12 protein-coding genes and 1 pseudogene are annotated in these 13,455 nt (G+C 68.3%); 8 read left to right on the plus strand and 5 right to left on the minus strand.

Features of this window, described 5'->3' with window-relative positions; genetic code table 11:
* Positions 1-120: 120 nt before the first annotated feature.
* The 4 genes from MQP27_RS20650 to MQP27_RS51015 all read left to right on the plus strand — a co-directional run bounded on the left by MQP27_RS20650 (position 121) and on the right by MQP27_RS51015 (position 3,514).
* Positions 121-942, plus strand: a complete 822-nt coding sequence (locus MQP27_RS20650; RefSeq protein WP_242767141.1) for an HAD hydrolase family protein — start codon at positions 121-123, stop codon at positions 940-942.
* Positions 943-951: 9 nt separating this feature from the next.
* The gene (locus MQP27_RS20655) at positions 952-2,301 is read left to right on the plus strand and encodes a sugar efflux transporter (RefSeq protein ID WP_242766769.1); all 1,350 of its coding nucleotides are present in this window, start codon (positions 952-954) and stop codon (positions 2,299-2,301) included.
* Between the two features lie 517 nt (positions 2,302-2,818).
* Positions 2,819-3,073, plus strand: a complete 255-nt coding sequence (locus tag MQP27_RS20660; RefSeq protein WP_242766770.1) for a hypothetical protein — start codon at positions 2,819-2,821, stop codon at positions 3,071-3,073.
* Positions 3,074-3,388: 315 nt separating this feature from the next.
* On the plus strand, positions 3,389-3,514 hold the full coding sequence (locus MQP27_RS51015; RefSeq protein WP_278196450.1) for a hypothetical protein: 126 nt from the start codon (positions 3,389-3,391) through the stop codon (positions 3,512-3,514).
* A gap of 581 nt (positions 3,515-4,095) precedes the next feature.
* Here the strand turns inward: MQP27_RS51015 and MQP27_RS20670 are convergent.
* From MQP27_RS20670 to MQP27_RS20685, 4 genes are all read right to left on the minus strand, one after another.
* Positions 4,096-5,037, minus strand: a complete 942-nt coding sequence (locus MQP27_RS20670) for a YobF C-terminal domain-containing protein (protein ID WP_242766771.1) — start codon at positions 5,035-5,037, stop codon at positions 4,096-4,098.
* 114 nt (positions 5,038-5,151) lie between these two features.
* Positions 5,152-6,612: an ISL3 family transposase gene (locus MQP27_RS20675; protein WP_308289962.1), complete on the minus strand. Its 1,461-nt coding sequence runs from the start codon at positions 6,610-6,612 to the stop codon at positions 5,152-5,154.
* Entirely contained in the window at positions 6,522-6,740 is a 219-nt protein-coding gene (locus tag MQP27_RS20680; RefSeq protein WP_242766773.1) for a hypothetical protein, read from the minus strand. The genes MQP27_RS20675 and MQP27_RS20680 overlap by 91 nt, the downstream gene beginning before the upstream one ends.
* Positions 6,741-7,595: 855 nt before the next feature.
* Positions 7,596-7,823 (minus strand): hypothetical protein, encoded by a 228-nt coding sequence (locus MQP27_RS20685; RefSeq protein WP_242766774.1) that lies wholly within the window; start codon positions 7,821-7,823, stop codon positions 7,596-7,598.
* A gap of 295 nt (positions 7,824-8,118) precedes the next feature.
* Here MQP27_RS20685 and MQP27_RS20690 point away from each other — a divergent pair, with 295 nt between their 5' ends.
* From MQP27_RS20690 to MQP27_RS20700, 4 genes and pseudogenes are all read left to right on the plus strand, one after another.
* Entirely contained in the window at positions 8,119-8,334 is a 216-nt protein-coding gene (locus MQP27_RS20690; protein WP_242766775.1) for a hypothetical protein, read from the plus strand.
* Positions 8,335-8,337: 3 nt separating this feature from the next.
* On the plus strand, positions 8,338-8,541 hold the full coding sequence (locus MQP27_RS20695) for a hypothetical protein (protein WP_242766776.1): 204 nt from the start codon (positions 8,338-8,340) through the stop codon (positions 8,539-8,541).
* 73 nt (positions 8,542-8,614) lie between these two features.
* A pseudogene (locus MQP27_RS51690) lies at positions 8,615-9,013 on the plus strand (WD40 repeat domain-containing protein); the annotation flags it as partial.
* 116 nt (positions 9,014-9,129) lie between these two features.
* Positions 9,130-10,011, plus strand: a complete 882-nt coding sequence (locus MQP27_RS20700) for a WD40 repeat domain-containing protein (RefSeq protein WP_242766777.1) — start codon at positions 9,130-9,132, stop codon at positions 10,009-10,011.
* 442 nt (positions 10,012-10,453) lie between these two features.
* Here MQP27_RS20700 and MQP27_RS20705 read toward each other — a convergent pair whose 3' ends face one another.
* The gene (locus MQP27_RS20705) at positions 10,454-13,225 is read right to left on the minus strand and encodes an NACHT domain-containing protein (protein WP_242766778.1); all 2,772 of its coding nucleotides are present in this window, start codon (positions 13,223-13,225) and stop codon (positions 10,454-10,456) included.
* Positions 13,226-13,455: the final 230 nt, after the last annotated feature.

Raw genomic sequence — 13,455 nt, forward strand, 5'->3', positions numbered from 1 at the left:
CGCCCCCACGCCAGCCGATCCCATCATCTCGCGACCGCGAGATCTCCTGGGTCGGGCTACCGAATTCGCCAACAGTGTCCTTCAAGGGACACCATCGGGGTGCGGCGCGGCGAAGCCGGCATGGGCGGGCGGGGGGTGATCAGGATCCTCTTCTGCGCCCTCGACGGAACCCGCATACGTGCGGGCAACCGGGTCCTCGACGAGGACATCGCCATGCTGCGCGAGGCGACCGCATGCGGAGTGCGTCTGGTCTTCGTCACGGGGCGCCCCTCGCGCTGTCTCGCCGACCTGCCGTCGGCCGTCACCGAACTGTCCGGTGAAGTCGTCACGTCCAACGGAGCCTGTGAAATCGTCGGGGGCGGAACACGCCTCCTCGCTCCCTTGGCCGGGCGATGGGTCAGGGAATTCGCCGAGGCACTCCGCGCGGCCGATCCGAAGGTCGGCTTCGCGACGGAGTTCGAATGGGCCTTCGGCTTCGAGCCCGGGTACGCCTGGTGGCCGGCAACGGACACGGGAGCGGACTCGGTGTGCGCGGACATGCCACACCTGACCGGTGGCAGCCTCTCCATCACGAAACTGCTCTGCCGTAGCACTGACCTCGACGCCGGACGACTGGCCCGGACCGCCGAAGCGCTGGGCTTCGACGCGACCGTCACCTGCTCCTGCCGACCAGAGGAGGGCGGACCGGTCGAAGTACTGTCGCCCCGCGCCTCCAAGGGGAACGCGCTGCGCTGGAACCTCGACGAGGCGGGCATCGCGCCGGCCGCCGCGGTGGCCTTCGGGGACCGGTTCAACGACATTCCGATGCTCGCGTCCGTCGGCGCTAGCGTCGTCATAGGGACTGCCTCCGAACCTCGCCTCGCGGTATTCGAGTCGGCGGCATCGGTGGGGACATGGCTCGCGGCACATCAGGATCGCTGGCGAGGACGCCTTGGCACATAGAGGAGTGATGTGAAGCTCGCCCGTTTCGCCCGACCCGAACGTGCGGACGGTCCGCCCAGGTCGCGCCCGTTCAGCCGGACGGCGACGTCACTGGGCGTCGCCGCGGGGTGCTACGCCGTGGCGATGTCGGTGTTCGGCACCACCACCAGCCTGTTCCTCGCGGACGCGGTCCATGCGGGGCCGGGACTGATCGGCCTGTACTTCACCGGCTGCGCCGTGGCCGCCGTCGGCATCAGCCTGGTCACGGGATGGCTGTCCGACCGGGTGACCGACAGAAGGGCTGCCCTGGCCGCGACCGCGCTGGCCGGGGTCGCCGGTGCGCTGGCGTTCACCGCCGTACGCGACTACGCGCTGGTGTTCGCCACCGGGGCGGTGCTGCTCAGCCTCAATGACGCGTACATCTCCCAGCTGTTCGCGTATGTCAAAGAGTTCGCCGAGTCCACCCGCAGGGAGGTGACCCCGTTCAGCTCCGCGGTCCGGTCCGTCTTCTCCGCCGGGTGGGTGGTCGGCCCGCCGGCCGGTCTCTTCCTGCTGGCCCACACGGGTTTCGGGCTCCTGTACACGAGCGTCGCGTGTCTGCTCCTGCTGGCCGCGCTGCTCGGCCGCTGGCTCTTGCCGGCTGTGCCCGCGCCGCCCGGACCGGTGGTCGACGACGCCGGTGAGCGGGGCGAACGCCGGCTGTCGGGGATGCGTCGAGCCCTCGCCGTCGTACCGCGCCGCACCCGGCTGCTGCTCGGCGCCGTCACGGCGGTCAATGTGGCGGATCAGATGTACCTCATCGCCATCGCCCTGTACGTCACCGAGGACCTGCACTTGTCGGCGGCTCTGGTCGGCGTGATGGCCGGGGTCTGCGCGGCACTGGAGATCCCCCTGATGATCGCGGTGGGCCGGGTGGCCGACCGCATCGGAAAGCTGCGCCTCGTGGCCGCTGCCGTGGTCCTCGCCGTGGTCTTCTTCTGCCTGCTGCCGGTGGCCGGCTCGGCGCCGGTCCTGATCGCCCTCCAGCTGCCGAACGCCATGTGGACCGCGGTGGTGACCAGCATCCCGATGGTGGTGGTGCAGCAGGAGGTGCCCGGTGGCACCGGCTCCGTGTCAGCGCTCTACTCGTCCACCTTCCCCCTCGCCCAACTGCTGGCGGGAGCTCTCACCGGGGTCGTCGCCGCGCAGGCCGGATACCGCGACGTGTTCTGGATCTGCGCCGGACTCTGCGGGCTCGCCGCCGTGCTCCTGCTGTGCCGCCGGGCTGCGCGCGGCGCGGACGACGGACCGACACGCGCCCCGGGAGCTTCGCTTCGGTACGCCCCATCGACAGACGGTATCGAGAGCCGTACAGAGGAAGACGGGAGAGACCTGACGTGACGATTCGCTTCGTGTCGGTCGTCGGCGTCGACACCGGTCTGCTGGCTGCCGCCATCACTCACTATCGCGACCTCGGGGGCGAGTCCTTCCACATCGCCCGGCACATCAAGTCGTTCGACGACCCGGACTTCCAGCGGTCGCAAGAGGTCGTGGCTCAGCACGGGTTCTCCTTCGCCGCCGTGCACCAGGGCCCCTGGGACGAGGATTTGAACGCGTATCTGATCCGGGCCCGGATGCGGCGGCACCCGGCCGACGTCATCGCCGCCTGCGAGGCGGGCGGGTACGACCATGTCAAGGGTGCCCTGCTGGACCGGGTGGCCGCCGATGGGAATCTGCCGGCGCTGCAGCCGGACGTGTCGATCTGGGAGCAGTACCCGCTGGCCGGACTGCTGACCCTGCGCGTGCCAGGAGCGGGATCGTCGAAAGGACGCCCGCCCGCGGCAGCGTGCCCCTGCACCTGGGCCGGCACGGGACGGACGCAGGGCGGCCCTTGCCCGCGGAGGAGGCATTCCCGCAGGTGCACCACTTCGAGTGGAACGACTCGGTCCTGCCACGGCTCATCCAGCGAGAGAAGGCGTACTCGTCCGGCGACTGGCACCTCACCTATCCGGACACCGTCGACGAGTCACGCCGGATGCTCCGCCACCTCGAGGCCAACGGCGGTCGCATCGACGTCACCGCCGAGGAACTCGCGCTGCATCCCTGCGGCAGTGACTACGCGGACTACAAGCCGTGGCCGGACCTCATTCCCCTGCTGAAGAACCGCAGATGACGAACACCCCGGCGGTGGCTCGCCGGCCGATCTCCCGGTCCGGCCGAACCGCCGCCCGCGCGCTTTGACAACGCCGCGGGCAGTCGGCACGACACGGGAGGCACCTGCTGTTCGGTCCGGTGATTCGTGTTTGGTCCCGCGTCAGGTTCCGCGCCAGTCCGGGGTGGCTTCGCCGGTGGGTCTGCGGGCCATGAGGTCGATCACCGCGGGGCGGATCATGGCTTCGGAGCGGTGCGGGTGGCGTTCGCGGTGGGGTCGTGGAAGGCGGCTTCACCTGGCCAACCCCACGGCACCGGCCTGGACATCTTCCGTCACGTGGTCGAGCGCACGATCGCCTGGCTGCACGGCTTCCGCCGCCTGCGCATCCGCTGGGAACGAGGCTCCCCGCGCTCGGACCTGCCGCAGAGGTCCGAGCAAGGGATTCGTAGGGTCATCGGGTGAACTGGCCGATCGGGCCCGCCGGGGCCGCGGACGTCCAGACCCAGTCCCCGGAAAACAGGCGTGCGCTCTACGGCGAGTTCCTCACCGCTCTCAACCTCGCCCAGGAATCGCTGTACGCGGTCGCCTACGGCCGCCACCCGGCCGAGCTGACACGGGATCTCGCCGCACGCGTCGCCTTCGGCAACCACCAGGTCTATGTGGTCAGGGAACGAACTCGGCGAACCCCGCCTGGAGACCGAGGTCTGCAAGTGACACCTGCACCCGTCCAAGCGGCCTCGGCCGGGGCCGCCGCAGACCGGAAGCCGGAGCCACTTCACACCGGAACTCTCAACCAGTCGGACCAGTTCGAACCGTTATGGCCAGGTCGCGCAAGGCGCGTGCAACACGGTCGTCGGGGCTGGGCACTCATCGCCGACCCCCTTCATCGAGCCCGGGCTGGTCTGCTCGTCGATCAGCTGGGCGGCCATGCGCGGGGCCTTGGGCCTGATCACCCAACGAGCTTGCTACGGCCGGATTTGCGGAGGGTCACTGAGGCAGGACCAGCTTGGGGAGTGGTTCCGCTGATGCCAGCTGTGCAGGCATCAATTCCCGATAGCCGCCCCAAGCTCATTGCGTAAGTGACCGTAGCTGTTTACGAGTTGCCGGAGCATGGCTGCCGCCGCTTGCCTCTCACCCGCAACAAGGTTGTATTGCACGCTTCCCAGCAGCCGGGCCTGGAAACCGGCTGTCTCAGCGGCATTACGCGCACCCGCCTGGCCCAGCCACAGTGACGCATCGGAAAGACGACGGGTGCCGACCCGGACAGCGAAGCCAGCCAGATGATCATGAGTACGGTCATCCAACCCAGCCAGTATCTGGGAAGCGAGACGTTCCACCGCGGCACCTTGGCCCAGGACATCCGGCTGGGTCTGGCATTCGTCTTGTCGGCCACCAGCAAGCCATCGTTGCGCTGCCGGGAGCGAATTCCGCAGCGCGGCAAGGACATCAACCTGACGCACGCGCCGGAAATCGCTGCGCATAGTGAAGGGGCCCGCACACTCCATCAGCCGGCTGTTCCACGCAGCAGCAAAGGCGCCAATGGGCAACGTGGCGAAAGGAAAGCCGTCGGGATCGTGGAAGAGCACCTGCTCATCGTCCACGGCGAGCACCACGACCCAGTGGTCACTGCCATTGGCCTCCCCCGCGGACCATGGCTGATGCAGGAGCAACCCGCTATCGACAGGGCCAGCCAGCACTGGCCCCGACCTGCTGGCTTGCCGCAGACGGTCGATGGCCTCCGTCGCCTCGCCGCCGCTCGTGCGCCGACATGTCCAGCCGAGCAGATCGAGGGCTTGGTCCAGCCCGAGGTCAGGATCCCACCCGAACGGATCGAAGTGGGGCAGTCCGCCCTCGGTGAACTGAGCACCGAACGGAGATCCGGTCAATACCTCAATTGCCGAAGGCGCAGGCGCGTCGGTCCCCAGGACCATCGCCAGCGAGTTGGAATAGCAGTAAGGGGACGAACCGCTGAATGCAAGTGTCATGCACGGACCCTTGCATTTTCAATTTTCCATGGCAAGACAGTGCCCTGCAGAAGCAGTCGTCCCGGAGTGACATCAGAAACTCGATTTGACACTTGGAGGAGCGGTCACGCATAGCTACTGAAGCAGGATCAACTTGTGGAGTAGCTCGAATCCGGCTCGTCCGTAGAGTTGCCTTTTGATCTTCTTGATGCGGTTCACGGCGCCTTCCGTGCCGCCGGAGCTCCAGTGCAGAGTGAGGCCGGCGGTCACCGCGTCGAGGTCTCGGAGCAGGTGGAGAGCAAAGCCTGTGAGGCCGGGCAGCTGGCTGGCGTCGACGGCGTCGATCCAGGCGGGGAGCGTGGAGCCGAGCCGGTGGGTGAGGATCTCGCCGAAGTCACGGACGTGTGCGGCAGCGGCTTCCAGTTCGGGGCAGCGGGCCAGTACGTCCTTCAGCGCGGCGTGCTCGTCTTCGCTCAGGGTCGCGGGGTGGCGGGTGAGCCAGCCGGTAACCCGCCGCACGGTCGGTGGAGGAGGCGGCGCCTGCGGCGGTGCGGCGCGCAGGGTGGCGATGTAGGCGCGGACCATCTGGTAGGTGACGGGGGCGTTCTCGGCGGTGAGTTCGCGGTGCAGGCGGGTGACGTTCGTGCAGCCTGCGGCGAACCGCCGCTCCAGGTACGGCTTGTAGGGGTCCAGCCGGCTGGGTCGGGGGCGGTTCTCTCGAAGGGGGTCCTGCCAGTTGGCGGCGCGTGCGTAGCGCAGCACGGTGTTGAGGCTCCAGCCCAGATGCCGGGTGGTCGCCCTGCGCGAGTAGCCCTGGGCGAGCAGTTCGTGGACCATGGCGTGCGCGGCCTTCTTGCGCTGGGCCCGTCGGCCGTCAGGGGCCGGTTCGATGCGCTCCGAATTGCCGTTCGACGTTTCAACGCCCTCTTGTGGAGGCGGCGGTGGTGCACTCAGGTCCTCGCGGTGGGCGGCGACGCAGGTCTCCACGGCCCGGCCGATGCCCTGCCACAAATGAAACCGGTCGGCGACCTGGATCGCGGTGGGAGCGCCGAGCCGTGCGCCTTCGGCATAGGCGCCCGCCCGGTCCCGGCAGATGATCTCTACGCCCGGGTGAGTGGCCAGCCATGCGGCCAGCGGACCGGAGTCGCGCGTCGGGAGCACGTCGACCACACGGTGGGTCTCTCCGCAGGTCAAGACGGTGGAGTAGGTCTGCCCGCGGCGGGTCGCGAAGTCGTCCACGCCCAGCACGCGCGGTGTGCTGGGCCGCGGGTCAGGCAACCCCATGACCCTGCGCAGCAAGGTCATCCGTCCGACTGGGAAAGCCAGTTGGGCGGACAGCCTGGCGCCGGCTCGTCCAGCGAGTGCGAGCCCGACGTGCTCCAGAACGTGACCGAGCCGCGTGGTGAAGCGTGCATACGGGGCGGTCAGCCGTGCGAACGGTTCGGCGAACGTCCGGCGCGGGCAGTCGGCTGTGCCGCAGATGAAACGACGGACCGTCAGACGGATCACAACGCTCTGCCCGGCGAGCGGCAGATCCTTGAGTCCGCGTGGTAGGAGTCGTGCACCCGATCCGAGAACCGGCCGCAGTCCGGACACACCGCGCGGGCCGCCCGGCCTCTGGCCGCGATGTCGACCGTGCCGAAGGCCGCGGTCACCTTTTCGACGTCCACGTCGTCGATACCGTCGAACACCAGCGAGTCCCAGAACGATGTGTCGGCCTGCATGACCAGCACCGTCCCCGACCACGGTCAGTTCCGGCGGGGACAGCAGCAAACCTGATGGAGCGTCACACCCGTCCGCCGGGCGGCGGGGCGTACGCGGTCTCACCCGAACCCGCACCCCGCGCGGCTACTCTCCGCAACCGCTCCCCAAGATCTGTGCCAGAGCCCGGTTCTCGTGGACATAGCCAGGCACCGGACGCGGAATCATCCGCCCACTGCGCGCGGGCCGCCCCCGACCTCCCCCACCGCGCTCATCCTGCACGCCACCATCGTGCCCGCCCCGCCCCCGCAACGCTCTCGAACTCACCGGTCAACGCGCACAGTTCGCCCTCTCCCGCCGCCCGCAACAGCCACGATCCTCGCCCTGCGCCGGACGACCCCCGGCCGGCGAGCCGGCAGACCTCCCCGGCGAACAGCCAGTCGACCACAGTGCGCATCAGCCCGCTCACCCCGCCGCTGACCACCGACGGCCACCACTCGCTCGCCCCGAACCGGCAACACCGCCGCGTCTTCACACTTCTGCTGCGCATAGTTGACGTCCTGACCTCGTATCGGATGGGACAGCCGGCCGGCCTGTCACCCACGCTCGCCCCCGCCGGCGCCGCCCCGCAGAAAAGCGACAGCCGCCTGGGCGCACGCGCACAACGGCCAGCTCACCAGGCCTGTGCCGCCATCAACCAACACACCCACGCGACGAGTTGCGACCCCACACCACCCCGCACCAGGCGCCGCAGGCAAAAGGTGGTGCAGGGAGAACGCCGGAGGCAGACGCCGCCTGTGCACACATCACGGTGCTCACAGTGGCAGCCACGGTCTGAACCCCTGGCCACCGCGACAGGACCACCGGCCGCATGAGCGTCAGGCCGTGACGGTCACCGCATAGTTACCGGTTGCGGGCAGTGGCAGCCCCTGTCGCTGGGCCTGATCGCGGACCTCGCGCAGGGACAGGCACCGGCCGTCGCCGGTGACGACATGCCCGAAGGCCATGCCGGTGCAGCGGCGGGTGCCGCACACGGTCTTTCCGGCTTCGTCGGCACTGTCGAAGGGGTCTCCACCGGGCAGGGTGATCACTTCGTCGGCGTCCACCGTGGCGGTATGGCGGCGGCCACCTTGGCCGGCCTCGAGCGGAGGGCCCGGGGCCAGGCCCCGGCCACGTCGAGGACCAGAAACCATCCACCGAGCGACTCGCCTCACGTGATCACGTCCGTGGTCGGACCGACCTTGTGACGGGGCCTCACTTACGGGACACATCAGAGCAGTTGAGACGTCCCGGAAAGCGCCCGGATGATACGTGTATGCCGCATCTCGTGAGCCGCGCTCTAGGGTGAAGTACGGGCTCGCGCGCCCAGGGAGGGTCCGGGCACCGTACGGGGGAAGTGCCATGGACCCGATCGTGCTCTCGGCAGGAACGGCTCTCGTGGGAGCCATCGCCACCGACACCTGGGACCACGCCCGCGCCGCCGTCGTGGCCCTGTGGCGCCGGGCCCGCCCGGACCAGGCCGACGTCATCGACGAGGAACTCGCCGCATCCCGGCGCCGGCTGCTCGCCGCGCGCGATGAGGGCACCACGGAGGCCGCGGCGGAGGCCGAGGAGTAGTTGGTGTCGGACTGGCGGATCAGGCTGCAGTCGCTGCTGCGCCACGACCCGTCAGCCGCGGGAGAGTTGCGCGCACTGCTCGCCGCCGCACTCGCCCGGCCCGACGAAGGCTCCGACAACGTCGGCACGCAGACGCTGCGGGCCGAAGCGTCCGGAAGCGCCCGTATCTACCAGGCAGGCCGCGACCAGCACATCACCGGCGGCTGACCATGGCCGAGGCCCACCGGACGGCAAGACCCTGGCCGCCGCAAGCCGGGGCGAGGAACTGCACCTCTGGGACATGACCAACCCCGCGCACCCCGATCCGCTCGGCAAACCGACCGTGTGGGGCGAATCCGTAGCCACGCTCGCATTCAGCCCCGACAGCAAAACCCTCGCCACTGCCGGGACGACCGGCACCGTGACGTTGCTCGACCTGGACAACCGCTCCCACCCCAAGGCGCTCGGCGATCCACTGACCGGGCACACCGGCGCAATCACAAGCCTGGCGTTCAGCCGTGACGGCGAAACCCTGGCGGCCGGGTCGGCCGACTGCGCCGTACGACGCTGGCGTGTGGGCATCCCGGACACGGCGACCCCGCTCGGACTACCCCTGGCCGGGCGCGCCTCGCCCGTCGAGGCAGTGGCGTTCAGCCCCGACGGGCGAACGATCGCCAGCGGACACGACGACAGCACGATCCTCCTGTGGAGCTTCCCCGACACCGTGATCGACGACGACGAAGGGGCGTTCTCGCTCACGTTCACCCCCCGCGGTGACCGGCTCCTGGCCGCAACAATCGGCCAGTACCTGACCGCGTGGCGGTCACGAACCCCGCACACCCCGAGCCGATCACCCCACGCGACGGCGACCAGGCCCGTACGGGTGCGGTCATCGCGCTCTCGCCGGACGGCCGGACCCTGGCAGCCGGGGGCCTGGACCGCGTTGGGCAGCTGTGGGACGTCACCGACCTCGCACGCCCCGTTCCGCTCGGCCGACCGCTCACCGGCCACACCGAGGCCATCCAAGCCGTCCGGTTCAGCCCCGACCGCCGCACACTCGCAAGCCTTGACGACGCCGGCACCGTGCGGCTGTGGGACGTCCACGACCGCCGACGGGCGAAGCCCATGGGCACACCGCTCACCGACAACGTTCAAGGCAGTGCAGCGTTGGCGTTCAGCCCAAGCGGCCGCACGCTCGCCACGGCCGGCCGACCACGCAGCGTCCTTCTATGGCACGTGGCCGACCCCGCCCACCCACCTCTCCTTGTCGAGCTGAACGGCCACAACGGTTCCGTGCAATCAGTTGCGTTCACCCCTGACGGCCGGACACTGGCCAGCGCAGCGTCCGACGGAGCCGTACGCCTGTGGGAACTGGCCCCCGGCCAGTGGTCCAAACCCTTGGGGCAACCCCTGACGGGCCATGCCGGCACCGTAAAGGCCCTGGCGATCAGCCACGACGGCCGTCTCCTCGCCACCGGCGGCTACGACCAGCAAATCCATCTGTGGGACATCACTCACCCCACACGCCCCACAGTGACCGAACGCCCCCTCGCCACCCTCCCCGAGCGCGTCTGGACCCTGGCCTTCAGCCCCGACGACAGCGTGCAGACCATCTGCGCCGCCATCGCCCGGGCCCTCACACCAGACACCTGGAACCGTCACCTCAGCGGTCTGGAATTCGACCCACCATGCCACTGACGACTGCCACGTACGCCGGGTCTACCCAGGAGTAGGAACCCAGCGAGTTCGTCCGCGCGGGGTGCCGCTTGGAGTCGTCGAGGACGTCCCGTAGGGCCGCCACGCGGGCGCTCCTCTGGGCCCATTTCACGAGCGCTCAGTGTCGCGTGGAACCCATCGCGCGAAACCGCCGGACAGCGTCCCTGGATCGTACGACCCACAGGGCGAACGGTGACTCCGAACCGGAGACCGGCATCACCGTTGCGGGATTGCGGGACAGTCCGGGAACTCCAGGAAACGGCGTGCAGCTCACCCCGTTCCGTTGAAGGGGGATATGACAGTTGCCGTAGAACGCCTCACCGGCACGCCGCGGACGGTCGCATCCTGCCTCTGCGGCCGGGCGTGAGTCCGGCCGTGGCCGGGGCCGCCGGGCCCCACGACATTAATGGGATACGACGGTTTGCTACGCCGGTGTGTGTGCACCAGTATGTGGCGGCGAGCGTCGGGGAATGGGTTTGTTGGCGCGGATGAAAACCCAGGTGACCCCCTCGGTGAGGGGACGCCCACGACGGGGCCGCCAGTGGGGGAACGATGACACCATCTGGGACAGGCTCGGCGTGTGGTCGGGGCTCATTTCGAGCTCGAAGGTGACCAGGTAGGGCAGTTCCTCGAGGATCTCCAGAAAGGTCGCCACATGGTTAAAGCGGGCGTCCCAAGCCCGCTTGATACGCAGCCAAGACAATGCCGGAAGCCGATCCGCGATGGCCGACGGCGCAGTGTCGATCACGTCGCGCTCCGCGGTCAGTGTTCGAATGCCCCTACGCGCCTCGTCGGGCCACTGCTCCAGCATCCGCCACGGAGTGATCTGGCAGTCGGGGCAGGGAGCGGTGCCGAAGGAGAGCTCTTCAAGGCGGCCCTGAGCGAGGCCTAGGAACGCCTTGTGTTCCACTGCGCCCTCCACAACCAGTGTCCGCAGTGACGGTGGCATGAGCAGGTGTGGCAGTGATGGTGCGGGCTGGTCGATAGCAAGGTATCGCAGCTCCGCCAAGCGGCCGAGAGCGGCGTAATTATCCGCAGGTCCGGACACCTGCAGCTCTTTGAGATGAGCCAGATGCCCTACATGTGCCAGGAATGTCGCCCCCACCTGGAGCCGTTCCTCCCAGCGTAGTGGGGACAGCACGACGCGGGCGAACTCGGTCGGGTCGAACTCAGGCCACATCGTCCGCAGCTGCCGCTCCACGGCGAGTGTGGCGTTTGGAGTGAACCGGGCCAGGGTCCGCATCGCCGAAGGGCCGCCGACCAGTCGGCAGGTATGCAAGATCGCGTTTACCACGTCGGGGCGCAGCCCGGTCTCGGGCCCGGGCATCAGGTCCAGCGTGACCTCCCCAAGGCCAGCCAGCGCGGTGGCCTGCTCCAGGTCCTGAGGAGGGATCAGCTGGGCGGCCCGGAGCCGTGCCTCACGATGTACGTCGGGGTCGAGGGAGCTAGCGCCGGTGACGCAATCGACGGCGAGGATCGTCAGTCGCAGGTGGTAGCGAGGCTCCGCGCGGGCGCGTTCCAGTAATGCTCTGATCAGCTCGTTCCGTTCCTGATCACGGGCGCGGCCGGAGGTCATCACGACGACTTCCTGCCACTGGTCCTCATGGGCGTGGCTGACCAGGAAATCGAGATCCCGCTCGTCGAGGAGTTGTTCGGCTGCCAAGTACTCCTGGAAGGTGCGGTGCACGAAGTCCACCCGGCCCGTTGCCGGGGATCTCAGCAGGCCCGTGCGCACCAGAAGCTGCCTGGCTACCAGTTCCGCGTCCGGCGGTTGGTGGACCGACGTCTTCAGATAGCCCCGGACAAGGTCGACGAGTTCCTGCACGGACAGCTCTGCCCGGTCGTTACGGATCATCCAATAGGCCAGTTTGCGCAGCAGCATCTCGCGCACCCCCGTGCGCAAGGGAGGTCCCCCATCATCGATCTGCCGGTGCTGATCGCGGCGGACCAACAGCATTTCGAGCGCCGCCTCGTAGAGCTTGATCCGGTCGTCGGGCAGATGCATGGCTCGATCCCAATGCAAGGCACACAACAAGGCGCACAACAAGGGGTTGCTCGCGAGCCTGCGCAACTCACGGCGCTGGGCCAAGCAGTGGATCAGCGCATGCTCGTGTGCAGTGAGACGCTGCTGCTGGTCTTCGCTCGCTGCCGCCTCCCGCATGGTGCCGTGCCAGTGCCGGATGAATTGGTTCTGGTCACCCAGGCTCATCAGAGCCAGCTCGAAAGAGTCGAAATCCTCGTGCCGCAGCCACAGTTCATCAACGGCGGCCTGCCGCGAAGTGATCACGTAGTGGCAGTTGTGGTAGATCCCGGTCAGCTGACGCAGCCAGGTGCGAACCTCGTCCCGGCGGTCGGCGTGCAGTTCGTCCACCCCATCGATCAACACAAGCGCGCGTCCGCTGTCCATGACCTTGTGTACGAAGTCGGGTGGGGCCTGGTCGACAATCATGCCTCCTGCGTAGGTCATGAACTTGCTGGGACCAGGCAGGTCGCCTTCCGTGAACCGGCGCAGCGGGAGGAAGAAGGGCACCAGTCCCTGCCAGGCGGCCATAGCTCCCGGCAGCGTCCGTCGTATCGAGGCGACCGCCAGCCACTTGAGTAGCGTGGTCTTCCCTGATCCCGCGTCGCCTCGCAGCAAGACACGTGTGGAGGTGCCGATGGCGTCCTCGACGCGCTGCGGTCCCTCCCCGACACGGCCACCAGATCCTCTCTCTTCCACGGTGAGGCTGATGTAGGAGGTACTCATCCGGTACTGGAAGTCAGGCCGACTGAGGGTGACGCCGAACAACTCCATCGTGTCGAGCAATGGCACGACGCTTCGCTGATACCGGGTGATGAACTCAAGGTCTTTGGGGACGAACGACACTGCCTTGCTCGCCGCTTCCAAGAGCCTGACCTCATCGGCCGCCTTGGCCTGCTTCCAGCGCTGCCGGCAATCCCGCTGCACCTCGACCACACGTGCCGCGTCCCAGCCCGCATACCGCGCACAGGCTCCGGCGACGGCCACGGCGACGTCGAGCGACGGGAAGCGGAGCCCCTGGAACACCGTGCCCATCGTCGACTTGGACACCTGGTACGGGTGCGGAACGTGCACCGTCTCTTCCGACAGGGCCTTCAAGGAAGGCTGGCCTGCGCTGGCCCTCAACTGCACAAGCCACACGCCGAATTGCACCGCCGGGTTGTCCTGCTGCTGCATGCAGACCCGTTCCCCCGTCCACGTCCGTCCACGTCCGTCCAGCATTTTCCACCGCGCTGGAGTCCGTGTCCCGACAAGACGTCAATTGTGTGCAGGCCGTCAAACCCAGGACATTCCAGGGACGGCAGAGGGCGGCGAGGAGTGAGAAACGGTGCAGACCCTAGACGCGTTGGCAGCGATCATGACCGGGCTTTCAGCGCTGATCAACACCAGCCTGACGGTGTACCAGG

It is taken from the genome of Streptomyces cylindrosporus, assembly GCF_022698165.1.
Taxonomy (GTDB): Bacteria; Actinomycetota; Actinomycetes; order Streptomycetales; family Streptomycetaceae; genus Streptomyces; species Streptomyces cylindrosporus.

What these genes read in the sequence shown, in the direction of transcription:
- MQP27_RS20650 (WP_242767141.1), top strand. Translation starts at nt 121, where the DNA reads ATGGGCGGGCGGGGGGTGATCAGGATCCTCTTCTGCGCCCTCGACGGA.
- MQP27_RS20670 (WP_242766771.1), bottom strand. Translation starts at nt 5,037, where the DNA reads ATGACACTTGCATTCAGCGGTTCGTCCCCTTACTGCTATTCCAACTCG.
- MQP27_RS20680 (WP_242766773.1), bottom strand. Translation starts at nt 6,740, where the DNA reads ATGCAGGCCGACACATCGTTCTGGGACTCGCTGGTGTTCGACGGTATC.
- MQP27_RS20690 (WP_242766775.1), top strand. Translation starts at nt 8,119, where the DNA reads ATGGACCCGATCGTGCTCTCGGCAGGAACGGCTCTCGTGGGAGCCATC.
- MQP27_RS20705 (WP_242766778.1), bottom strand. Translation starts at nt 13,225, where the DNA reads ATGCAGCAGCAGGACAACCCGGCGGTGCAATTCGGCGTGTGGCTTGTG.